At 70.3% G+C, this 21757-nt stretch carries 18 protein-coding genes and 3 pseudogenes; 10 read left to right on the top strand and 11 right to left on the bottom strand.

The annotated features are described in order from the left end of the window. Window positions 1-50: 50 nt before the first annotated feature. The 4 genes from argF to MDN94_RS17385 all read left to right on the top strand — a co-directional run bounded on the left by argF (window position 51) and on the right by MDN94_RS17385 (window position 3954). Window positions 51-1052, top strand: coding sequence for an ornithine carbamoyltransferase (gene argF, locus MDN94_RS17370; RefSeq protein WP_482726659.1), 1002 nt, complete (start codon window positions 51-53; stop codon window positions 1050-1052). Window positions 1053-1084: 32 nt separating this feature from the next. Beyond that, window positions 1085-2038, top strand: a complete 954-nt coding sequence (locus MDN94_RS17375) for a carbamate kinase (RefSeq protein WP_482726660.1) — start codon at window positions 1085-1087, stop codon at window positions 2036-2038. Between the two features lies 1 nt (window position 2039). Continuing rightward, the gene (locus tag MDN94_RS17380) at window positions 2040-3563 is read left to right on the top strand and encodes a YfcC family protein (RefSeq protein WP_482726661.1); all 1524 of its coding nucleotides are present in this window, start codon (window positions 2040-2042) and stop codon (window positions 3561-3563) included. A gap of 193 nt (window positions 3564-3756) precedes the next feature. Continuing rightward, on the top strand, window positions 3757-3954 hold the full coding sequence (locus MDN94_RS17385; protein ID WP_482726662.1) for a hypothetical protein: 198 nt from the start codon (window positions 3757-3759) through the stop codon (window positions 3952-3954). A 576-nt stretch (window positions 3955-4530) separates the two neighbouring features. Here the strand turns inward: MDN94_RS17385 and MDN94_RS17390 are convergent. Further along, the gene (locus MDN94_RS17390; protein WP_482726663.1) at window positions 4531-5205 is read right to left on the bottom strand and encodes a hypothetical protein; all 675 of its coding nucleotides are present in this window, start codon (window positions 5203-5205) and stop codon (window positions 4531-4533) included. A 373-nt stretch (window positions 5206-5578) separates the two neighbouring features. Here MDN94_RS17390 and MDN94_RS17395 point away from each other — a divergent pair, with 373 nt between their 5' ends. Then, a complete protein-coding gene (locus MDN94_RS17395) occupies window positions 5579-6238 on the top strand; it encodes a DUF4389 domain-containing protein (protein ID WP_482726664.1) in 660 nt (219 codons plus the stop codon). 753 nt (window positions 6239-6991) lie between these two features. On the opposite strand, the gene MDN94_RS17400 is transcribed toward MDN94_RS17395, so the two are convergent. Next, the gene (locus MDN94_RS17400) at window positions 6992-7411 is read right to left on the bottom strand and encodes a CBS domain-containing protein (protein WP_482726665.1); all 420 of its coding nucleotides are present in this window, start codon (window positions 7409-7411) and stop codon (window positions 6992-6994) included. Window positions 7412-7913: 502 nt separating this feature from the next. On the opposite strand from MDN94_RS17400, the pseudogene MDN94_RS17405 reads away from it, so the two are divergent. After that, window positions 7914-8090: pseudogene (locus MDN94_RS17405) on the top strand (BON domain-containing protein); the annotation flags it as partial. Between the two features lie 119 nt (window positions 8091-8209). Here MDN94_RS17405 and MDN94_RS17410 read toward each other — a convergent pair. The 4 genes and pseudogenes from MDN94_RS17410 to MDN94_RS17425 all read right to left on the bottom strand — a co-directional run. Beyond that, window positions 8210-9124 carry a pyridoxamine 5'-phosphate oxidase family protein gene (locus tag MDN94_RS17410; protein WP_482726666.1) on the bottom strand — a complete coding sequence of 305 codons (915 nt, stop codon included), beginning with the start codon at window positions 9122-9124 and terminating at the stop codon, window positions 8210-8212. Between the two features lie 316 nt (window positions 9125-9440). Further along, the gene (locus MDN94_RS17415; protein ID WP_482726667.1) at window positions 9441-9725 is read right to left on the bottom strand and encodes a DUF1876 domain-containing protein; all 285 of its coding nucleotides are present in this window, start codon (window positions 9723-9725) and stop codon (window positions 9441-9443) included. A gap of 48 nt (window positions 9726-9773) precedes the next feature. Beyond that, window positions 9774-11123: a nicotinate phosphoribosyltransferase gene (locus tag MDN94_RS17420; RefSeq protein ID WP_482726668.1), complete on the bottom strand. Its 1350-nt coding sequence runs from the start codon at window positions 11121-11123 to the stop codon at window positions 9774-9776. A 176-nt stretch (window positions 11124-11299) separates the two neighbouring features. Next, window positions 11300-11602: pseudogene (locus MDN94_RS17425) on the bottom strand (universal stress protein); the annotation flags it as partial. A gap of 189 nt (window positions 11603-11791) precedes the next feature. Here MDN94_RS17425 and MDN94_RS17430 point away from each other — a divergent pair. Together MDN94_RS17430 and MDN94_RS17435 are read left to right on the top strand one after the other, a co-directional pair. Further along, window positions 11792-12667 carry a universal stress protein gene (locus tag MDN94_RS17430; protein WP_482727098.1) on the top strand — a complete coding sequence of 292 codons (876 nt, stop codon included), beginning with the start codon at window positions 11792-11794 and terminating at the stop codon, window positions 12665-12667. A gap of 103 nt (window positions 12668-12770) precedes the next feature. Then, window positions 12771-14246 (top strand): bifunctional aminoglycoside phosphotransferase/ATP-binding protein, encoded by a 1476-nt coding sequence (locus MDN94_RS17435; protein ID WP_482727099.1) that lies wholly within the window; start codon window positions 12771-12773, stop codon window positions 14244-14246. 274 nt (window positions 14247-14520) lie between these two features. Here MDN94_RS17435 and MDN94_RS17440 read toward each other — a convergent pair whose 3' ends face one another. From MDN94_RS17440 to MDN94_RS17460, 5 genes and pseudogenes are all read right to left on the bottom strand, one after another. After that, window positions 14521-17214, bottom strand: a complete 2694-nt coding sequence (locus MDN94_RS17440; protein WP_482726669.1) for a bifunctional acetate--CoA ligase family protein/GNAT family N-acetyltransferase — start codon at window positions 17212-17214, stop codon at window positions 14521-14523. Window positions 17215-17497: 283 nt separating this feature from the next. Next, complete coding sequence (locus tag MDN94_RS17445) at window positions 17498-18121, bottom strand: hypothetical protein (RefSeq protein ID WP_482726670.1); 624 nt, start codon at window positions 18119-18121, stop codon at window positions 17498-17500. After that, window positions 18118-18378 carry an SHOCT domain-containing protein gene (locus tag MDN94_RS17450; protein ID WP_482726671.1) on the bottom strand — a complete coding sequence of 87 codons (261 nt, stop codon included), beginning with the start codon at window positions 18376-18378 and terminating at the stop codon, window positions 18118-18120. The genes MDN94_RS17445 and MDN94_RS17450 overlap by 4 nt, the downstream gene beginning before the upstream one ends. Window positions 18379-18777: 399 nt before the next feature. After that, window positions 18778-19443, bottom strand: a complete 666-nt coding sequence (locus MDN94_RS17455) for a CBS domain-containing protein (protein ID WP_482726672.1) — start codon at window positions 19441-19443, stop codon at window positions 18778-18780. Window positions 19444-19600: 157 nt separating this feature from the next. After that, a pseudogene (locus MDN94_RS17460) lies at window positions 19601-19756 on the bottom strand (zinc-dependent alcohol dehydrogenase); the annotation flags it as partial. A 243-nt stretch (window positions 19757-19999) separates the two neighbouring features. Between MDN94_RS17460 and gap the strand changes: the two are divergent. Together gap and MDN94_RS17470 are read left to right on the top strand one after the other, a co-directional pair. Further along, the gene (gap, locus tag MDN94_RS17465) at window positions 20000-21028 is read left to right on the top strand and encodes a type I glyceraldehyde-3-phosphate dehydrogenase (RefSeq protein WP_482726673.1); all 1029 of its coding nucleotides are present in this window, start codon (window positions 20000-20002) and stop codon (window positions 21026-21028) included. Between the two features lie 41 nt (window positions 21029-21069). Beyond that, window positions 21070-21630 (top strand): Rv1733c family protein, encoded by a 561-nt coding sequence (locus tag MDN94_RS17470; RefSeq protein WP_482726674.1) that lies wholly within the window; start codon window positions 21070-21072, stop codon window positions 21628-21630. Window positions 21631-21757: the final 127 nt, after the last annotated feature.

Consider the following 21757-nt stretch of genomic DNA (forward strand, 5'->3'; position numbering starts at 1 on the left):
GCCACCCCACCTCTCTCACACCCGCGACGCACGCCCCGAGGAGCCAGAGCATGTCCGTCGACCTGAGCCACCGCACCTTCCTCAAGGAACTCGACTTCACCCCGGAGGAGTTGCGCCACCTGCTGGAGCTGTCCGCACGGATCAAAGCGGCCCGCCGCAGCGGTTGCGAGGAGCAGAGGTTGCGCGGCAAGAACATCGCCGTCATCTTCGAGAAGACCTCGACCAGGACCCGCTGCGCGTTCGAAGTGGCCGCCCATCAGCAGGGCGCGCACGTGACCTATCTGGAGCCCTCGAGCTCGCAGCTCGGACACAAGGAATCGATCAAGGACACCGCCCGGGTGCTGGGTCGCTACTACGACGGCATCGAGTACCGGGGCAGTGACCAGCGCCTGGTGGAGGAGCTGGCCCAGTACGCCGGCGTGCCGGTGTGGAACGGGCTGACCGACCAGTGGCATCCCACCCAGTCGCTCGCCGACGTGCTCACCATGTGGGAACACACCGACAAGCCGTTGCACCAGGTGTCCTTCGCCTACCTGGGGGACGCCCGGAACAACGTCGGAAACTCACTGCTGATCACCGGGGCGATGCTGGGCATGGACGTACGCATGGTCGGCCCCGGCTCCTTGCACAACGCCCCGGAGACAGTGGACGAGGCACGCAAGGTGGCAGCCGGCACCGGCGCGCGGATCACGCTCACCGAGGACGTTGCCGAAGGCGTGGCCGGGGTCGACTTCGTCTACACCGACGTCTGGCTGTCGATGGGGGAGCCGCCGGAGCTTTGGGACGAACGCATCGCCCTGCTCAGGCCCTACCAGGTGACCTCCGCCGTCCTTGAGGCGACCGGGAACCCGCGGGTGAAGTTCATGCACTGCCTTCCGGCCTTCCACAACAGCGACACCACCGTCGGCGCGAAGATCGCCGCCCGCACCGGCATGACCGCGCTGGAGGTCACCGACGAGGTCTTCGAGTCCTCCCACTCCATCGTGTTCGACCAGGCCGAGAACCGGCTCCACACCATCAAGGCGGTTCTCGTCGCCACCCTCGTCGACTGACCCACCCGCCACCCACCCCCTGGAGAACACTCATGCGTGTCGTCGTCGCCCTGGGTGGCAACGCCCTGCTCCGCCGCGAGGAGCGGCCGGACGCCGCCGTGCAACTCGCCAACGTCCGCGCCGCGGTGGCGGCCCTCGCCCCGCTCGCACACGAGCACGAGCTCGTCATCACCCACGGCAACGGCCCCCAGGTCGGCGTCCTCGCCCTGGAAAGCGCCGCAGACCGTTCCCTGAGCAACCCCTACCCCTTCGACGTCCTGGGCGCGGAGACCCAGGGCATGATCGGCTACTGGCTCCTGCAGTCCCTGCAGAACGCCCTGCCCGGCCGCCAGGTGTGCGCCCTGCTGAACCAGACCCTGGTCTCCGCGGCCGACCCCGCCTTCGCCGACCCGGCCAAGTTCGTCGGCCCCGTCTACGAACGGGACGAGGCCGAACGGCTGGCCGCCGACCGGGGCTGGACGGTCAAGCAGGACGGCAGGCACTGGCGGCGCGTCGTGCCTTCGCCCCGGCCGCAGCGGGTCGTGGAGACCCGGCTGATCCGGCTGCTGCTCCAGTCGGGAGCGGTGGCCGTGTGCGCCGGAGGCGGCGGCGTACCGGTCATCCGGGACCGGCAGGGGCAGTTGACCGGCGTCGAAGCGGTGGTGGACAAGGACCTCACCGCGGCCCTCCTGGCCGAGGCGCTCGACGCCGACGCCCTGCTACTGCTCACCGACGTTCCCCACGTCTCGCTCCACTACGGCACCTCCGACGCCCAACCCATCGGACGAACAACCCCCGCAGTGCTGCGCGCCCAGCACTTTCCGGCGGGATCGATGGGCCCCAAGGTCGACGCCGTGTGCCGGTTCGTGGAACTCACGGGCGGCACGGCAGCCATCGGTGCCCTCCAGGACGCCCGCGCCATCCTCGACGGGACCGCCGGCACCGTCGTCACACCCACCCCACCGGCCGCGACCTCGACGGCCGCCTCGACGCACATGAGGACCTGACATGAGCCTCGGCACCGCCCCCATGGCCCCCGAGCCCGCCGCCGACAATGCCGGCACCGCGCCCACGAAGCGGCGCTTGTCCTTCCCCTCCGCGTTCACGGTGCTGATAGCGGTCACCGTCGCGGTCTGGGCCCTGACCTTCGTGCTGCCCGCCGGCCGCTACGACACCAAGGACGGCAGCCCCGTACCCGGCACCTACCGGTCGGTGGAGGTGACCACCGGCTTCTGGGAGCGGCTCAAGGACCTGTTCCTCTCACCGGTCAACGGCCTGTACGGAGTCACCGACGCCCAGAGCGGTCTCACCACACCCGGTGGCACCGGAACCTTCGCGGGCGCCGCCGGAGTGTTCCTCTTCATCCTGGCCGTGGGGGCTTTCATCACCGTCACCATGCGCACCGGAGCCCTCACCGCGGGGGTGGCCCGTCTCGCACAACGCCTGCGCCACCACAGAGCGGTGCTGCTCGTGGTCCTGCTGGCGGTGTTCTCCCTCGGCGGCACCACCTACGGCATGGCGGAGGAAACTCTCGGCTTCTATGGGCTCATGATCCCCCTGATGCTCGGCCTGGGCTACGACCGCATGGTCGCCGCGACCGTCATCATGGTCGGCGCCGGAGTAGGCACGCTCGCCTCCACCGTGAACCCGTTCGCCACCGGAGTGGCCTCCGACAGCGCCGGCATCGGCACCGGAGACGGCATCCTGCTGCGCCTGGCGATGTGGACCTGCCTGACGGCGCTGGTAGCCGCGTACGTGCTGCGCTACGCCCGCCGCATCACCGCAGACCCCACCCGCTCCCTGACCCCGCTCACCGAGGACGACCACCGCCTGCGGGTCGAGGGCGGCGGCCAGGTGGAACTCACCAGTCGTCAGCGCATCGTCCTGGGCCTCTTCGCGACCACCTTCCTCTTCATGATCTTCGCCGTGGTCCCCTGGGGCGATCTGCACATCACCTTCCTGCCCACACTCGGCTGGTACTTCCCCGAACTCGCCGCCCTGTTCATCGTCGCAGCCGTCCTCGTCGGGCTGATCGGAGGCTTGCGGGAGAAGGGGACCGCGGAGGCTTTCATCGCCGGAGCGGGAGACTTCATCGGCGCGGCCATGATCGTCATGCTGGCCAGGGGCGTCACCGTCATCATGAACAACGCCGGCGTCACCGACACCATCCTCAACACCCTGCACGGGGCGGTGTCCGGCACGGCATCCGGCGTTTTCGCCGTCCTGATGTTCGGGGTGAACCTCCCGCTGGCGTTCTTCGTCCCCTCCTCCTCCGGCCACGCGGCCCTCGCCATGCCGATCCTCGCGCCGCTGGCCGACTTCGCCGGAGTCAGCCGAGCCCTGGTCGTCACCGCCTTCCAGTCGGCCTCGGGATGGGTGAACCTCATCACCCCCACCTCCGCTGTCGTCATGGGCGGCCTCGCCCTGGCGAAGGTCCGCTACGACCAGTACCTGCGCTTCATGGCACCCCTGATGGGCATGCTGCTGGTGGCGGTCGCCGGCTTCCTGGCACTCGGCGCGGCCCTCAGCTGAGTCCGGGCGTGATGTACCGGGCCGGTGGGCCGATGCCTTCGGCCCGCCGGCCCCACCACTGTGTCCGCCGCGGAGCGGGCCTCATGGCGACGACGGACGGGCCATCAGGCCCTTGGGCGCCGCCCCGCTGTGCGGCGACAGTGGGATCCGGCGGGGGCAGGGTGCCCATCAGCCGTTCAAGGAGGTGGGCCCCATGCCCGGACTGCTGGCCATCGGAGCCGTCACATCGATCGGGCTCGGCGCGATTCTCGTATTCGCCGTCGACTGGCAATGGGACGGCGCCGACCGGCCACTGGTGGGACTGATCATGATGGCGGTCGGCATGCTCGCCCTGGTCGCCGCCACGACCATGTACGGCGGCCACGACTCCCACTCCGGGAAGACATCGTGAGTTCGCGGGGCCAGGTTCAGGAACCAGCGGGATGCGCACCACTCGTCGCCACCGCTTCATCGGCAGCGGGCCGGGACCCGTCTGCCCCGCGCACGAAATCCTTGCGCCGGGGCATCGGTCCACATCTGCGAGGCCGTCTCCGACGGACGGTCAGAGGTGGGGCACCACCGACAACGGGCGCCGCAACGGGCGCCGCAGAATGGTGCGGCACCGCATGGGTGACCGGGCCGATGTGTGTGCCGATCGCCGAGGAACTTGTCCCGCCACGGCCGCAGCGCGCCGGTGAGCGCGTTTGCTTCCCGCCGTCCCGTCGCGACGCCGTGTCCGGGACCGACGGCCACGGGGTCGTATCCGAACACGAGGGTGTGTCCCACCCGCGAACGACCCTCAGGGCGCCGAGATTCGACGGGCGCTGGTGCCACCGGTGGCCTGAGCCGTCCGCGCGGTCGCGGGAGCCGTAGCCATTCGACTCGACGCAGCCAACGCGTAACCGATGTCGGCCTCGGCACGAGTTCGCGTGTGACATGCCCCGCAGCCACGGCGCCCGCGTTCGGGGCCCCTTGACCGAGCGATGTGTCAGGCCTCTTCGCGAAGACGCATACGTAGATTGTGGAACTGGCGCCTCTGCATGACGAGGTGAGCCGGTTCCCAGAACAGGACGTCCATGGGCCTGGTCAGCAGCCGCGGTCGGCTGCGAGACCGGGTGCGGACGACGAATCGGGTGCCACCGGCGGCTGGGGCAAGATGGAAACCCCAGATCGAATCCACGTACGAGCCTGGCGCTGTCCCCGACAACGGGTCGAAGGGGCGGCCGAAGGGAAGAACCAGGGCGGAGCGCAGCACCAGAGTCTTCCGCGGATCGAGGACCGCCACAGTGAACCAGGCGTCGCCGCTCGGAACCGCGTCCAGCCGCTGCCCCACCTCCAGGCTTTGCCAGTCTCCGACAATGCGTTCGGCGCTGGGCCGTCCGCCATTGTCGAACCGGTCCCAGCTGTACCAGCCTGCGCGGTTGCACCCCATTTGCAGCAGCCAGGGCCAAACCTCCGTCGGCGGCGCCGGCAGGGTGGTGGCCATGGTCGACGAGCCGTCCGCGTTCGGCACCAGTTCATCACCCGGATAGGCGCGTGCTGCCTCATCGCTCGAAGCCCCCCAGGTCAGCAACCGAGGTCGGATGAAGGCGCTGTGAGCGGCCAGCGATGTCAGGGCCACCAGACCCCAGGTTCGCCCTCGTACGAAGCCGTCTGTGCCCATGCGCCGAGCATCGCCCCAGCGACGCCACCGCGCCACCGGAATGCCTGCCTCCCCGATGTCCGCATGCGGGGTCGGCCCCCTTCCGTACCTCGCGGGACCTGACGAGGCAGGACACACTGGGCTGAGGAGCGGCCGGGCCGCACAGGGGCGAGTGCCACTGGCACGAGCTACTCGTCGTTCCGAACCTCGTGGGCCGAGCCTCGTCCTGGAACACGGGAAGCGGCCTTTTCGAACAGCTGGTGAGAGAGCGAAGAGCGGCGAGCACCATGCCCCCATCACCACGAAGCAACCGCCTCCCAGGCGCCGCGCCGCATGCTCGCCGTGGCGCGGCGGTGTCCGAGTACTCCGTGCCCACGCGAAGGAGTTGACGCTCATGACGACGCCCCCCGCCGTCTACCGTCCTGTCCGAGTCGAGGCGACGCTGGATGCGCCCCTGTCTCAGTGGCTGTGGCTGGTGAAGTGGATCCTGGTGATCCCGCACTACATCGTGCTGTTCTTCCTGTGGATAGCGTTCTTCCTGGTAAGCGTGGTCGCCTTCTTCGCGATCCTGTTCACGGAGCGATATCCCCGTGCGTTGTTCGACTTCAATCTCGGTGTGATGCGCTGGACATGGCGCGTGGCGTACTACTCCTACGCCGCCCTCGGAACGGACCGCTACCCGCCCTTCAGCCTGAGCGAGGTCCCCGAATACCCCGCCCGGCTGGACATCGTCTACCCCCAGCGGCTGTCGCGAGGACTTGTCCTGGTCAAGTGGTGGCTCTTCGCCATCCCGCACTACATCGTGATCGGCTTCTTCGCTGGGGGTTTCCACAGCGAATGGGGGCCAGGCGGGCTGATCTTCGTGCTGACTGTCATCGCCGCCGTGATCCTCACCTTCACCGAGAAGTACCCGAGAGACCTGTACGACCTGATCATGGGGCTCAACCGCTGGGTACTGCGAGTGTCCGCGTACGCGAGCCTCATGACGGACGACTACCCACCGTTCCGTCTGGACATGGGCGCGACAGAGCCGGAGTACCGGCCCGGAGCGTGACATCGGCGCCAACCGCCTACCAGGGCTGTTCGGCCCGATGTCGTCGAGGTCGGCGGCGACGTGCGCACCGTTCGCCCCGGCGATGGTCTGCTGGTGTCGCGCATCGTCCTCCGCATGGTCCCCCCGGGTGGGCGGGTGGCCGATGTCGTTCCACGGTGAGCCGGGCGCGGCCGTGTCGGCTCTCCACCACAGCCTCAACGCCGTCCCGCAGGCCGTACCGGGCGGCGGTGGAGGTCGAGGAAGTCGACCGGATCGAGGGCGAGGTTGCCATTGCGCCGGGTCGTACTGCCGGAGTTGCAGTGCGCCCAGCGCGCTGCCCGGTGACCAGGACCAGCGGGCAGTCGTCGTCAGGCTGTTCCCCAGGTGGGAGGCAGGGGGCGGCGGCCGGGTGGGCCCGCCCGTCCGGCGTGGCGAACCGCTCCCCGTGCCGGCCCCCGGCCGGTCTTCTGTTCCTTCCACTTCCCCACGAGCGGGGTGAACCGCCTCACCTCCGGTCCACGCGGACACCGTCCCGTCCTGCCCCGAGTACAAAGTCACCGCCGTACGGGTCGCGACACCGTTACCCCCCGCTCCGCCGAGGTGTCCGACCATGTGTACTGGAACCCCCGTACTGACGCCGGGCGGTGACCGGGCCACGGCTCGCGCCTCCTGATTGCGGCTCCGGCCCGGCGACGAACTGGGCGTCTCCCACCGCGCCAGGAGATCCACGCCGCATTCCCATGACGGCCGGGGCCGGCATGGGCCCGGCCGACTTCACCTCGCCGCGCAGACAACCTCGACGAAGTGGCCCACCTGCTCCTCAGGCAGACGGCGAGCGAGGTCCGCCTCGCTGATCATGCCCACCAGGCGACGGTTCTCGATGACCGGCAGCCGCCGGATCTTGTGCTCCTCCATGGCGCGCAGGACATCGTCCGTGTCGGCCCCGGCGTCGATCGTGATCGGCTTGCCCTGCTCGAGCTGGCCCGCGGTCATGGTCTTCGGGTCCTTGCCCTTGGCCAGACACTTCACCACGATGTCGCGGTCGGTGACGATCCCGTGGAGCCGGTCGTCCGGCCCGCAGATCGGGAGGGCGCCGACGTCCAGCTCCTGCATCCTGCGTGCCGCGACCTCCAGCGTGTCGTTCTCCTGGATGCAGGTGGCACCGGAGTGCATGATCTCCCGTGCAGTGGTCATGGTCATCTCCTTCGTGTCTCGAGATCCGCGCGGAGAAGCCCAGAGAGTCGGCCCCTCCCGACCGGAACTCCATAGGGCCAGTGTGGGTTCATCGCATCCGTTACGCATGCCGGTAAGGCCTGCTGCAAAGCCGATGTGAGCGGCGAGGGACAAGAAGCCACTGCCTGCGGCTGACCCCGAAACGCTCCCTCCCTGGCCAGCGGCAGGACGGCATGTCAAGCCGCCGCGTCCTCAACGACCTGCCTTCCGCGTAACACTGCTACTGGCCCGGGACAGGCGGGTCCGTCGCGCTGCAGGACGGCGCGAACTCGTCGCCAAGGGGGTGGAGGCTCACGATCCGTTACCGCGCGGCCGACGACGGGGGCACTTGAAGGACGACACACCCACGACTGCGACCTCACCCGCGCCGGGTATCAGTCCGTACGACAGGCGGAATCTTCGGTCCAGATCGGCGAAAAGCAGGGCGTGGGCGACCCTGCCGAGCTGCAGACCGAAGTGGCCTCTCTTCCCAGCGCTCAGCCACACCATCCACGTGAACGCGCATGACGGAGTCGTCACCCTGCGCGGGCAGATCCGGGACACCTCGCTCATATCGGTGGCTGTACGGCTCGTCCGTGCCGTGGAGGGCGTGGTAGATGTCGAGCCCCGGCTCACCGGTGCCTCCGCCGCACCGCACTGACCGGACCGCGCACAGTGACAGGTGCGCCGGAATTCATGCCGTGGACGGCGGCTCCTCCCTTCGGTTCCCGCGGACCGGTCGTGACATGCATGCAGGGCGAGCGGCACGCCGCTTGTCCTTCACTGATCGGCCGGAGTGATGCGACGGCCCGTGAGGCGCGTGGGCTGGATCGACACCCACATCTCGCGTTCACCCCCGGCCCAAGGCATGGTGTGGGCACGATCGGCCAGCCGCCGCACCGCGTCGGGGTCCGTGACAACCCGCGCAGGGCCGACGGCGAGCACGCTCCAGCCCTGACTCATGGCGTCGTCCAGATGGTCGACCTCGAATGCGACGTCCGTTCCGACGGCCGCCGCAGGCACCGAGTCCGGCGCTGTCCGGAAGGCGATCGCATCGCCGATGACTTCGTAATTCACCGGGACGACCGCCGGGCCGTCGGGTGTCGACACCGCGATGCGCCCCACGCCGTGCGTGGAAAGCCGGGCGCGGCATTCGTCGGGCGTGAGATCCCGCAGTTGGGGATGGAGGAGTGCCTGTCCCTGGCCGGGCGGCAGATCGATGCCGCCCCCGCGCAGGGCCGCGACGCTCGTGCCGAGCGCGCCGGCCAGTCTGATGAGAGTCGCCAGGCTCGGATCGGCCGGCCGTTGCTCGAGGTGTGCCAGGTACTCCGGCGCCATCCTGGCGCGGCGGGCCGTCTCTGCCCGGCTCAGCCCCTGTCGCTCGCGTTCAGCGGCCACGCGCCGACCGATGTCGCCGGCGTTGTGTGTCCCACCGAGCGAGGTTTCCTCCGACAGGGCGCCTGTTCCATCCGCGCTCGGCCGGGAATGCTCGTGGGTGCCGGGCCCGTGCCCGATGTGTCGGATGTGCGCGTCGGGCCCGGGGAACACGAGGGTCACTTCGTCCGTGTCCGACCAGCGCACGTCGTAGGGCGGTGTTCCGTCCTCGTGGTGGAGTCCGACAATCTCGCCGTCGCGCCTGGTGGCGCCAGTGGCCGGGCTTTCGACAACAAGCTGATCGCCGAGGTGAGCTCGCATGACCGCCGCCGTTCCTCAGAATGCTGCTGCATCCAACGTGCCACGCGGCGGGCCGCCGCGCTGAAGGAGGAACGCTGAGAGGGGCGGCGGGCACCGGTTTCGTGGAGGCGACGGGGGACCGCCTCTCTGCCTGCACCCACCCTTGCGGGTCCGCCGTGGCTCAGCCGGTGATCGCGATGCGGTGCACGCCGGTGAGTTCCTTCCTTGATCTCGGACAGCAGCGTGCGGCGGAAGGCGCACGTGCTGCTCACCCGGCCGGGCCCCCAAGCCGGCGCCGGACACTCGCGAGGTGCCCATGTGGCTCGGGGATCGGCGGTCACATGGGCCACCCGGCAGTCCGGCGGGTACGTGACCCGGTCGCGCCCATCCCCTCGATGTCACGCTCGGCGGCGTTCACCAGCTGCTGGGCGAGGTCGTGCATGGCCCTACCGGCCGCCAGTTCGTCACCGATCTCCGGCACATCCGTGTCCGTCGGATTTCGGTGGGCGACCCCGTGGCCGGTGAGTGCCGTCGTTCCGGTGTCGAGTACCACGCGCGCTTTCGTCGTTCCCTCGTCCTCGAAGAGGTAGAGGCGAACCTTCCATTCCACGGTATGCGGCATCCTTTCCTCCTCACATCGGTACGGCCGTTGCGATCCGGATGCGGTTCTCTACTGGCTTCGGCGCCGCGCGGTGGCCCCCGTCTCCTCCTCGATGCTGCGCCGGACCCGGTCGGCGAGTGCGCTCAGCCGTGCGGAGACCGTGGCTCGAGGCGCGACGGGAGCCCGGATTTGCCGGGCCGCTGGTGGCAGTGCGACCAGATCGGCGGTGAACCTCTCACGGCACTCGCCGAGTGCGGATCTCTTGCCGGTGCGTGTGCCGCTTTGCATCACCGTCTCGAGCAACGGTCTGCCGTCCTCAGGTGGCTGCTCGTCGGCCAGACCGATCACGTCGGCGTAACCGGGGCGACGGAACACCTGTTTCTGCCCGGGTGCCGTCACTTTCGCCGAGGAAAGCTTCATCACCGGTCGGCCGTCGTACTCCACCATCTTGTAGGCGGAGTCCAGATACGGTGCGTCGGACGAGACCCCCATGCGGGTGCCGACCGCGTAGGTGTCGATCGGCGCTCCGGAGCGGACGAGTTCGTCCACGGCGTACTCGTCGAGGCCGCCGCTCGCGACGATCCCCACATCCGGCAGGCCCGCGCCGTCGAGGATTGAGCGCGCCCGTGCCGCAAGGGCTCCGAGGTCGCCGCTGTCCAGCCGGACCGCCGAGCCGGGCCCGAGGTCCAGGTCCCGCAGCACGCGTGCCGCGATGTGGGTGCCCGCCTCGGTGTCGTAGGTGTCCACCAGCAGCGTGACCGGACCCGGGTGGGACCGCGCGAACGCGCGGAACGCCTCTTCCTCCGTCGGGAACGCTTCCACGAAGGAATGGGCCATCGTGCCGACGGCAGGTATCCCCACGGCCGTGGCCGCGGCCACGTTGCTGGTCCCGGCGAAGCCGGTCATCCCGCTGAGCCGGGCGGCCTGGAAGCCGGCCTGCGGCCCATGGGTCCGCCGCAGGGAGAAGTCCACGACCGGGTGTCCGGCCGCCGCGAGCACGCACCGTGCCGCCTTCGACGCGATCGTCGTCTGATGGCTGAGCTGGTTGAGCACATACGTTTCGACAAGCTGTGCCTGCGGAAGAGACGCGGTCACCTCGAGCAGCGGTTCGCCGGGCAGCACGATGCGTCCCTCGGGTACCGCCCGCACGTCACCGGTGAACCGCAGGCCGCGCAGGGGTTCCAGAGCGCGCGCCGGCCGGCGCAGCGCGGAGGCGAAGGCAGCGACGTCCTCTGGGCCGACCCGGAAGCCGGACAGGTACTCGAGTGCCGATTCCAGTCCCGCGGCCACCAGGAAGCCGCGATCGGCGGGCACGTCGCGGACGAAGAGGCTGAATGTGGCCGGACCGGTCATGTTCTCCCGCAGGTAGGACATGGCCATCGTCACTTCGTACAGATCGGTGGTCGTCGCATCGGACATCAGAGTGACCTCCTCGGCTCCTCTGCGGCGCGCTGACTGTCACTGGCGGAAGCGCGCCGACCAGCCGGGCTCCACCAGGTCCCACTGCGCTCACCTTCTACGGTCCAGCACCATGCGCAGGCCCGCCCGCGCCGCGAAGAACTCATGCCGCCCACCAGCCGGCCGGTGGCCGTCGCAATCCCGGCCAGGTCTCCGCGCCCTCTGGACCCGAGCACCAGCGCGAAGGCATTGCGTCCCTTGTGGACCAGGGCGGAGGCGGCGTCCTCATGCAGGACCTCGCTGGACAGCCGCACCCTCGGGGCGCCCGTCCTCGCACGATCCGAGGCAACGTCGATGAGGGCGGTTGCCTCGTGATGCGGCGCCCCGGCGTGCACCAGGAGAAGCGGCACCTCGTGTCGGCATGCCTCGTCGGCGGCCCAGTCCACCGCCTCCAGACTCGCCTCGGATCCATCGATGCCGACCACCAGGGGAATCGTCACGGCCCTTGTCTCTTCTCTCGCCGGACCCCACCCTTCAGAGCCCGCCCCACACGGGTCCACATGCACCGCAGAAAGGTCTGGGGTACTCCTCGAATGGGAGGAGGGTCCGTGCTCGGCAGGCCGGTGCTGTCCGGACACGCGGACTCGTTCACCTTCATTCCAGCTTCTTACGAGACGGAGACAGTCGCCATGGAGCCAGTCATCACCGTGGGCCTCGACGGCTCACCCGAGAGTCTCGCCGCTGCTCGTTGGGCAGCGGATGAAGCCGAACGGCGCAGGCTCACGCTGCGTCTGCTGCATGCATGGCCGATGCTGGTGCCGGAACCGACCCGCATCCCCTCGGAGATCGACCAGAACTACTGGGCGAAGCGGCTCGTACACAACGCACAGACCGAACTCCGGGCGCGCCACCCAGGCCTTGCCGTCGTCGGCAACCTGGTCGCCGACAACCCCGAGAGCGCACTGCTCCAGGCGGCATCGGAGTCCGAGATGACCGTGCTCGGTTCGCGGGGGCTGGAGCTCGTCGAGAGTTACTTCCTGGGCGACATCAGCATGCCTGTTGTCGCACGGGCCGAACGACCCGTCGTTCTGGTGCGTGCCGAAAGACGCGAAGAGGCGCCGCCGCCCACGCCGGGTACGGCAGGCGGCGTAGTGGTGGCGCTGAAACTGCACGGCCCCTGCGACGACCTCCTCGAATTCGCCTTCACCACCGCCGCGTCGGGGGGCATGCCCCTTCGGGTCCCCCACGGCGAACCAGTACCGCTCCACGCCTATGCTCCCTGGGGCGTGGACCACGACGTCACCGATGAGATCAGGCAGGACGCGCAGCAGCGGCTGAGCCAGGCCCTCCGCCCTTGGCGCGAGAAGTTTCCGCGTGTGGAGGTCACCGACAGCATCGCCCTCGAGAGCCCCGCCCAGGTTGTCGTACGGGCTGCTGAGGGCGCCGGGCTGCTGGTGGTCGGCCGACGCCGGCATCGCCCCGCCCTGGGACCGCGTCTGGGCCCCGTCGTCCAAGCAGCGATCCATCACGCGCGCTGCCCTGTGGCCGTGATCCCTCATGACTGAGCCCGGACCCCGCAGCGAGCCTCTGGTGCCGGTGCATCAGACCGACGCGTCCGCGCTCCGGCGCAGCCCCGCCCTCGGCGCTGCTCCGCTTCCCCGCGCGGAGGTGTGCGAGACCCATACCGCGGTGGTGTTCTTCGTCGGGGATCGTGTCTACAAGCTCAAGAAGCCGGTAGACCTGGGGTTCCTCGACTACACGACCGTGGAGGCTCGGCGGTCCGCGTGCGAGCGGGAAGTTGCGCTCAACCGTCGCTTCACTCCCGACGTCTACCTCGGCCTGGGGGAATTCCGCAGTCCGGACACGGACATGCCAGAACCCCTCGTCGTGATGCGCCGTATGCCGGCGGAGCGGCGCCTCTCCCGGCTCGTGCGGGAGGGCGCGTCCGTCGACGATGCCCTGCGGGCCGTCGCCCGGCTGCTCGCCACCCGTCACGCGGACGCGCGCCGCGCCCCCGAGGTGGACGAGCAGGGCACCCGGGACGCGCTGTCGTCGCGCTGGGAGGCGAGCTTCGCTCAAGTCCGCGCGCTCGCGGACGGGGTGCGTGTGCCCGACGGCGTGGCGGAGATCGAGCGGCTGGTGCGCCGCTACCTCGCCGGCCGCAAGAGGCTGTTCGACGCGCGCATCGAACAGGCGCGGATCGTAGACGGCCACGGCGACCTGCTCGCCGAGGACATCTTCTGCCCCGACGACGGCCCCCGTGTCCTTGACTGCCTGGAGTTCGACGACCACCTGCGCTACGTCGACGGCCTCGACGACGCCGCCTTCCTCGCCATGGACCTGGAACAGCTGGGCGCCCCGGAGGCTGCGGCGTTCTTCCTCGCCCGGTACAGCGAGTACTCCGGCGACCCCGCACCCCCTTCCCTGTGGCACCACTACGTCGCCTACCGCGCTTTCGTCCGCGCCAAGGTCTCCCTGATCCAGGCCCGCCAGGGCACACCCGGCGCGGAGGCGGCATCACGGCGACTCATCACCACGGCGCTGCGCCATCTGCGTACTTCCACGGTCGGCCTGACACTCGTGGGCGGGCTGCCGGGCAGCGGGAAATCCACGCTCTCCGGGGCACTGGCCGACCGGCTGGGGGTCACGCTGCTCAGCAGTGACCGCCTCCGCAAGGAGCTGGCGGGGATCCCGGCGGAGCAGTCCGCGGCGGCCGGCTACGGCGAGGGCCTGTACACACCCGAGTGGACGGCCAGGACCTACTCCACTCTGCTGGACCGCGCATCCGCCCTGCTGTCCTCCGGCGAGTCCGTCGTCCTGGACGCCACATGGTCCGATGCGGCACAGCGCGAAGCGGCCCTGCGCATGGCCGAACGCACCAGCGCCGACCTGATGGCCCTGCACTGCCAGGCTCCGAGCAACGTAACGGCGGCCCGCCTCAATTCTCGTGCCCCTGGAGCATCCGACGCCGACCTCGACGTGGCCACCGCCATGGCGGCCAAGGAACCGCCGTGGGCAGAGGCTGTGACGGTCGACACCAGCGGCCCCTTGGAATCCGCAGTCGTCCGGGCCATGGCAGCCGTACGGCCGTGGGGCACCGGCCAGGCCCCGGTCTTCCGCCGCTCCTATATGGAGCCGGACTGAGGAAACGCACCGCGACGCGGCAGCGACCGGCCCGCCGCCCGACGTCCCTCGCAGGGGTCGACGGTCCATGTCGGGGCCGGCTTGCGCCGTCGGTGGTTGCCTCCCCTCGCGTCCCTCGGCCTCTTCGTCCTCCGTCTCGACGCCGTGGGCCGCGGGACACATGCGGAACAACCGCGTCTGCCGCGGCGTGCACCGACTGGAGTTCGGGCACGCCGATGGGTGAACCTCGACGACCTCGACCGGCGGGAACTCCCGCCTCGAGGGCAGCAACATGTCAGCGCAGCCGGCGCAGATACGGGTCATGTGGCCGCCGGGGAGTCAGACGTACGCGAGCGTCGACCACGGCGACGCCCGATGGGGTCGCCGTGACCGGGTTGAAGTCGGCCTCGGCAAGCTGCGGCAGGTCCGCGGCCATGTGGGACAGCCGCAGGAGCAGTTGCTCAATTCCTTCGAGGTCCACGGGGGCGGTGCCCCGGTAGCCATGGAGCAGCGGGGCGCACCGCGGCGCTGCCGTCAGGTCGTGGACGTCCTCGACCGTCAGGGGGGCGAGCCGGGCCGCGTGATCTGCCAGGATCTCGGTCGCCGTCCCGCCGAGGCCGAACAGCACCAGTGGGCCGAAGACCTCGTCCTGCACCACGCCGGCGAAGAGTTCGATACCGCGCTCGGCCATGGGTTGCACGAGCACGCCGTCGAGTCTGCCGGCGAAGCGTTCCACGAAGTCCCGGTATGCCGAGCGCACCTGTTCGTCGTCCCGCAGGCCGAGCCGCACGGCGTGCTCCTCGCTCTTGTGGACCAGGCCGGGCCAGTGGGCCTTGAGGACCACCGCGCCGCCCGGCAGCCGCAGACGTTCGGCCGCTGCTGTCGCCTCGTCCTCGGTGTCGGCCCAGGCCCATGGGAGCTGAGGGATGCCGTAGCAGTCCAGCAGCGCCGCGCAGTCCCGGGGGGTCAGCCACCCTCCTTCGGTCTCGCGGCCGAGATACGTCGCGACGACGGCCGTGGCGGTGTGGGAGTCGACGCGGTCGAGGGCCGGAACGGTTCCGATCGGCCTGGCGAGCCATTGTGCGCGCGCCGCGGCGTGCGCCAGGGCCCGGGCCGCGGCCTGCGGGTCGGCGTAGGCCGGAACCGCCCCGGCCCCCGTGGTGAGCAACCGGACGGACGCCTCCTGGTCGGGCAGCACGGCGGCGAGCGTGCACGCCGGGTGCTCGGCGGCCTCGGTCACTGCCCGCGTGAGGTCGTCGCCGGTCGCCGTCGCGACGGCGGTGGGGACGAGCGACACCAGGACCGCGTCGACCTCGGCGTGCGCGGTCAGCACGTCGAGGCAGTCGCGCAGCTGGTCCTCCGAGACGGCGGCACCGGTGTCCACCGGGTTGGTGGCACAGGCACTTGCGGGCAGCGTGGCGAGGAGCCTCTCCACCAGCTCGGGCGTGAACGAGGGCACGCTCAGCCCCGCCTCTGTACAGGCGTCGGCGGCGAGCACACCGGTACCGCCGGCGTCGGCGACAACCGCCACGCACCGTCCGGTGGGCGGTGGCTGCGTGTGCAGGAGCGCGGCGGTGTCGAGGAGTTCGGCGATGCTCCGGGTCGCGGTGATACCGGCCTGCCGGAAGAGTGCCTGGCGCGTCATGGTCGGGGTGGCGGCAGCAGCGGTGTGCGAGGCCGCGGCGCGCCGGCCCGCGTCCGTACGTCCCGCGTCGACGGTGAGCACCGGCATGCGGCGGGTCACGCGGCGGGCGGTCCGGGAGAACGCACGAGGGTTGCCGAAGGACTCCAGGTGCAGCAGTGCCAGATCGGTGCGCCTGTCGGACTCCCACCACTGGAGCATGTCGTTGCCGCTCACGTCGTACTTGTCGCCGAGTGACACGAAGCTCGACACCCCGATGCCCAGCCGGGACAGCCCCGCCAGCAGGGCAATGCCGACGCCGCCCGACTGCACGGCGACTCCCGCGGTGCCCGCGAGGGGGCGGTCGGCGGCGAACGTCGCGTCGAGCCGTACGTCCTCTTCCATGTTGGCCAGGCCGAGACAGTTGGGCCCGGCGAGCCGCATTCCATGGCGGCGGCAGGCGGACAGCAGCTCCTTCGCCTGCAGTGTGTCGAGGCCGGCGGAGAGGACCAGCAGCGCGCGCACGCCACGGGCACCGCACTCCTCCGCGACGCCCGGCACGGCAGCGGCTGGTACGGCGACGACGGCGAGGTCGGGCTGCTGCGGCAGCGCGGCCACTGAGCGGTACGTCGGCACGCGCAGGATCACGGATGCTTCGGGGTGCACGGCGTAAAGCCGTCCGCTGAAGCCGTTCCCGCGCAGGTTGCGCAGCACCGCGCGGCCGACCGAACCGGGATGGCGTCCCGGCCCGATCACCACGACCGACCGCGGGCGCAGCAGCGCCTGGAGACTGGCGACATCGGCCGTGCGGCCCCGCACCTCGACGGCCGACAGATAGCTCTCGTCCTCGGCGAGCCGGACCCTGCAGTGCACCTCAGGCCCCTCGAAGTGGCGGCTGACGCTCAGTCCGAGGTCGGCAAACACCTTCAGCACGTCGCGGTTCTCGGAGAGCGCGTCGGCGACGAAGGCCGTGATTCCGTCGGCACGTGCCATGGACACCAGGTGTTCCAACAGCAGTGTCCCCACACCCCGGTGGTGCCAGCGGTCGGCGACGGCCAGCGCCACATCCGCGTCGAAGCCGTCGCGGTCGAGCCGCTCGTACTGGGCGAGGCCAACGACTTCGGAGCCGGTCTCGGCGAGCAGGGCGCGGGCGCCGGGGCGAGGGCGTGAGCAGAGCCTCTCGGCGGCCTTCCGGGCGGAGTCCCGGCTGATGCTGAAGAACCGCAGGCGCAGGTTCTCGGGCGACATCTCCTCGTACAGCCCGCGCACGCCCCCCTCGTCACCGGGTCGGACCGGGCGGATGCGCACAGTGGTTCCGTCCGAGAGCAGAACATGGACGGGCTCGGGGAGTCGGTCGGTAACTGCCATGTCGGACCTCCAGGGGAGCCCACTCGAACAGGCCTACCGTCCAGCATCGCTCCGGGCACAGCCCGACGCACAGGGCTTTCAGGTGCAGCGCGGACAGGCCGTACGGCCCTCGCCCGGGCTCCCTGCCCCCCACAGTCGAGGGAACGGGTCGCAGCGGGCCCGCGACAGAGCCGGTTCCCCATCGGCGCAGGACGCGGACCTCGATGTTCCGGCGCGGGTCCGGGTCCGCCTCTGTGCGGTGGACATGGAGGGCGCCGGCCAGGGTCGGCTCCCCGCTACGGGATTACTGGCTGTCGGCCGGTTCTCGCATCTCGATGAAGCGGCCGTGCCAGGTGTGGCACCAGACGTCCCCGGTCCGGTCGTTGACGGAGAGCATGCCGACGGTCTTCCCGTCGCGCAGGGTGTGCAGCGTGTAGTAGCCGGGGAAGTCCTCGGGCTGGGCGGCGCGCAGGCCCGGCCGGTGTTCTTCGAGCCGGCGGTTGGCGATACGCGACGCCTGCTCCGGGCTGATCGTCGCGGCCCTGCTTTCGGCGCGGGCAGGCATCATGCCGTAGGCGGTGTTCCACATCATGGCGGGGCCGAACTCCAAACGGACTGTGCCGCCAGGATCGATGAGCACCTCGGTGGCGCCGTTGCCTCGAGGATCGAGGAGTTCGGCGTAGTAGCCGTTGGTGAACCGCATCACCTCGCCGACGTGCAGGCCCCATCGGTCACCGAAGCGGTCTGCCGCGCGGCCGGCGTCCGCCAGGCTGCGCACCGGACCGTCGCCGGACGCGATTGCCGTCATCGGCCCGTGGCGGAACTGCCCGCCGGAAGCGCCCGAGACCCACACGAGGGAGGCAATGAGGGCGGCCACCGCGCCCACCAGCACGGCCAGGGGAACCCAGCGGCCCCGCAGCCAGGTCACCTCGGCCTCGGACGGTGAGCAGCCAGCCGCTGCCGCGCCTCGGTGTAGGCGTCCGCATCGATCTCGCCGGAGGCGAAGCGGCGGTCGAGGATCTCCTCCGGGCTCTCCCGCTGCGGCCAACTGTGGTCGGGGCCGTTCCCGTGGCCGGCCGACTGGTGCGTGAGCCGCATGACCGCCCACACGACGAGACCGATCAAGGCGACCCACAAAAGCGGCATGAAAGCCATCCAGGCCCAGCCGCCGTCCCAGTACATCATTCTCCCTCGCCTCCGAAGGGCTCGAGCTGCGGACGACCCGCCGGCGTCCCGTATGTCCACACTGATCCGGATCCCTGTACGAGCACAAGGGCCGCTCGGCCCCCCTGTGGCCGGCTCGGGTGCTGGGCGGGGCTCAGTGCCGGGCCGGCGGAACCTCCCCGTCCGGTAGCCACCTCTCCCAATGAGCCGTCCACGAGATCGAGCAGTTCTCCCGGCTCAACCGGCACGCCCTCCCGCCGGCCCTTTCGAACGTCCACCACCGCGCCCACCGGCACGGATCGGCGCCCTGGATGCGATCAAGTACACCTGCGACACCTCCCGGCACCTCGCCGGGAGGGTCCTGGCCGCGCCAGCGGCTCCAGGAAGACCGAGTACACGTACTTACCGACAAAATGTCTGCTATGCCCCGCTTGACGGTGCAGGGGAGGCGTCTCGCCGGTCGGTCGTCAGCCGGTTGAACACGCCGACGACGCCGTCGACCCGCCATGCGGCCCGGACCAGCGTCACGGTGCTGATCTCAGGTCCGGTGGCGCCCTCGATGGTGACGACCCCGTCCCGGACATCGATGTGGAGTTCGTCGGCGTCGTCAGCGGGACTGTGGAGGCGGACAGCGCCGGCTACGTCTTCGCGGATCTCCTCGTCGGTGCGCAGGAAGACGCGCAGGAGGTCGCGGCGTGTGGTGATGCCGATGAGACGGTCTTCCTCGTCCACGACGGGCAGCCGGTCGATGTGGCGGCGTTCCATGATGCGCGCCGCGTCGACCACGCGCTGTTCGGGATGCACGGTGACCGCGGGACTCGACATCAGCCCGCCGGCCGTCAGGGCGGGTGTGGCGGTGGGGTGAGCGTGGGCGATCCGCCTCAGGGCTCGCAGCACGCGGTACCGGCCGGACCCGGGCCGGTCGCGGGCCGCCTGTCGCCGGGTCAGGTCGGTCTGCGAGACCACGCCCATGACCTTGTCGTCGTCGTCGACCACCGGCAGACCGCTGATGTGGTGGGACGTGAGCAGGCGGGCCAGCTCCTTGAAGGAGGTGTCCGGGTGTGCCTGGACCACTTCGCTGGTCATCACTTCGCCAACAGTCCGGTGCTTCACCACGGTTCTCATCTCCATTCGCTCGGGTAGTTCTCGGCCGCAGCCCACGGCTTCGTTCCCGGCGCACGTTCGATCCTCATTTCTCAACCGTCGGGGCGTCGATGCGGCTGCTGCGGGAGGCTGAGGCGCCTCACACGTCGAAGACGATGCGCGCCTTGACATGGCCCTGAAGGACCCCGTCGATGCACTCGTTGACGGACGACAGCGGGCGGGTCTCGTAGACCACGCGGGTACGGCCGGCGGCGTGCAGCTGGAACACCTCGGACAGGTCTTGCCGGGTGCCGACCGCATGGCTCGCTCCTCCTGTACGTCGTTGCTTCCACAGTGGTGCGAGGCGCGAGGAGGGGACAGAACCGGTCAGGACCTGTACCGGGGGCCGTTCGGCCCGTGATCTGCCGGGCCACTCGGCGTGGGGGAGATGAGGGCCCAATGGCACCGGGACGGCCCCAGTCGACCCCTGCCGTGGGGCAGGCGGACGCCCGCACGCTGGCACCACCTGCATTCGGCACCCCTCGGGAGGGCGGCGGAGATGACCGTACGCATAGCAATCAACGGCTTCGGGCGCATCGGGCGCAACTACCTGCGCTGTGTCATGGACCGCGCGGAGGCGGCAAGCGGCACCCCGGTGGAGGTGGTGGCCGTCAACGACATCGCCTTGCCGCAGGTGCTGGCACACCTGCTCACCTACGACTCCACCTACGGTCGGCTGGGCCGCACCGTCGAGCACGACGACGAGTCGATCACGGTGGACGGGCAACGCATCGCCGTCACCTCCGAGCGCGACCCGGCCGACCTGCGTTGGGGGGCCCTGGGTGTGGACGTGGTCATAGAGGCCACCGGTCGCTTCCGCACCCGGGAGGACGCCGGGCGGCATCTGAAGGCGGGAGCGCGCAAGGTGCTGCTCTCGGTGCCGGGCAAGGGGGTCGACGCCACCATCGTCATGGGGGTCAACGAGTACACCTACGACTCGCGGCTCGACCACGTGATCTCCAACGCGTCCTGCACCACCAACTGCGTGGCTCCGATGGTGAAGGTCCTCGACGAGCGCTTCGGGATCGTCAAGGGACTGATGACCACCATCCACGGCTACACCAACGACCAGGTCGTGCTCGACGGCCCGCACAAGGATCTGCGCCGGGGCCGTACGGCAGCGGTGAACATCATCCCGACCAGCACCGGCGCCGCACGGGCCGTGGGACTGGTCCTGCCCGAACTGGCGGGCACCCTGGACGGCATCGCCGTGCGCGTGCCGGTCGAGGACGGCTCGCTGACCGACCTCAGCCTGGTGCTGGAGCGGCCGGTGTCGACCCAGGACGTGAACTACGCGTTCCGGGACGCCGCGGAAGGACAGCTGAAGGGCATCCTGCGGGTGAGCGACGCCCCGATCGTCTCGCGCGACATCGTCGGTGACCCCGCTTCGTGCATCGTGGACGCCCCCCTGACGCAGGCGCACGGGAACCTCGTCAAGGTCTTCGGCTGGTACGACAACGAGTGGGGCTACACCAACCGTCTCGTCGACCTGAGCCAGTACGTCGCCGCCCTGCTCGAGCCCCGGTGAGCACCGGGCGCCCGGCCGACCGGGAACAGGAAGGTGCCACGGTGCGCGTCAGGAGGGTGCGGCTGTGGCGGTGGCGCCGTAATGAGCTGCGCCACCGCTCCCACGCGGTGGAGGGCTGGATCCTCTTGGTCCTGGGCGTGACCGGGTCCATCGGTGCGCCGCTGGGCGGCGCGGTGGCTTGGGAGGCCGCGTTGGAGGGCCGGGCCCAACAGCGGAGCGAGCGCCACCTCACCGATGCGGTGCTGATGGAGGATCCCGCCCCCGGGGCCAGGGGCAGCACAGGCACCCGGGCCACCGCCAGTTGGACCGCGCCCAACGGCACCACTCAGACAGGCCGGGTGCCGGTCGGAACCCACCTGGAGCGCGGAGCGCGTGTCCCGGTGTGGACAGACAAGGAGGGGGCGGTGACGTCGGCGCCGCTAGGGCCGGCCGCCGCACGGTTCGATGCCGCGGTAGCCGCCCTCGCCGTCACGGTGAGCCTCGGTTTCCCGGTGCTCGCTGTTCACCAGCTCGTGCGACGGCACTGCGACCGGCGCCGCGCTGCGCAGTTGGGTCGGGAGTGGGCCCGGATCGCCCCCGAGTGGGACCGCAAGAACGCCTGACCAAGAGGCTCCGGAGACCAGTGGGCCCCTCACCCGGACCTCGGGACCTCAGCCACGCGCATCTCCGGCGCACGGCTGTAGCTGACACGTCGAGCGGCCATCCCCCGTGACCGGCCGATCCACCCGC

This window comes from Streptomyces sp. WAC00040, from assembly GCF_056835925.1.

Coding starts and splice junctions, on each gene's coding strand:
- MDN94_RS17385 (WP_482726662.1), top strand. CDS start 3,757: ATGCCCGGACTGCTGGCCATCGGAGCCGTCACATCGATCGGGCTCGGC.
- MDN94_RS17430 (WP_482727098.1), top strand. CDS start 11,792: ATGGAGCCAGTCATCACCGTGGGCCTCGACGGCTCACCCGAGAGTCTC.
- MDN94_RS17390 (WP_482726663.1), bottom strand. CDS start 5,205: ATGGGCACAGACGGCTTCGTACGAGGGCGAACCTGGGGTCTGGTGGCC.
- MDN94_RS17420 (WP_482726668.1), bottom strand. CDS start 11,123: ATGTCCGATGCGACGACCACCGATCTGTACGAAGTGACGATGGCCATG.
- MDN94_RS17415 (WP_482726667.1), bottom strand. CDS start 9,725: ATGCCGCATACCGTGGAATGGAAGGTTCGCCTCTACCTCTTCGAGGAC.
- MDN94_RS17410 (WP_482726666.1), bottom strand. CDS start 9,124: ATGCGAGCTCACCTCGGCGATCAGCTTGTTGTCGAAAGCCCGGCCACT.
- argF (WP_482726659.1), top strand. CDS start 51: ATGTCCGTCGACCTGAGCCACCGCACCTTCCTCAAGGAACTCGACTTC.
- MDN94_RS17450 (WP_482726671.1), bottom strand. CDS start 18,378: ATGATGTACTGGGACGGCGGCTGGGCCTGGATGGCTTTCATGCCGCTT.
- gap (WP_482726673.1), top strand. CDS start 20,000: ATGACCGTACGCATAGCAATCAACGGCTTCGGGCGCATCGGGCGCAAC.
- MDN94_RS17375 (WP_482726660.1), top strand. CDS start 1,085: ATGCGTGTCGTCGTCGCCCTGGGTGGCAACGCCCTGCTCCGCCGCGAG.
- MDN94_RS17400 (WP_482726665.1), bottom strand. CDS start 7,411: ATGACCACTGCACGGGAGATCATGCACTCCGGTGCCACCTGCATCCAG.
- MDN94_RS17440 (WP_482726669.1), bottom strand. CDS start 17,214: ATGGCAGTTACCGACCGACTCCCCGAGCCCGTCCATGTTCTGCTCTCG.
- MDN94_RS17395 (WP_482726664.1), top strand. CDS start 5,579: ATGACGACGCCCCCCGCCGTCTACCGTCCTGTCCGAGTCGAGGCGACG.
- MDN94_RS17455 (WP_482726672.1), bottom strand. CDS start 19,443: ATGACCAGCGAAGTGGTCCAGGCACACCCGGACACCTCCTTCAAGGAG.
- MDN94_RS17380 (WP_482726661.1), top strand. CDS start 2,040: ATGAGCCTCGGCACCGCCCCCATGGCCCCCGAGCCCGCCGCCGACAAT.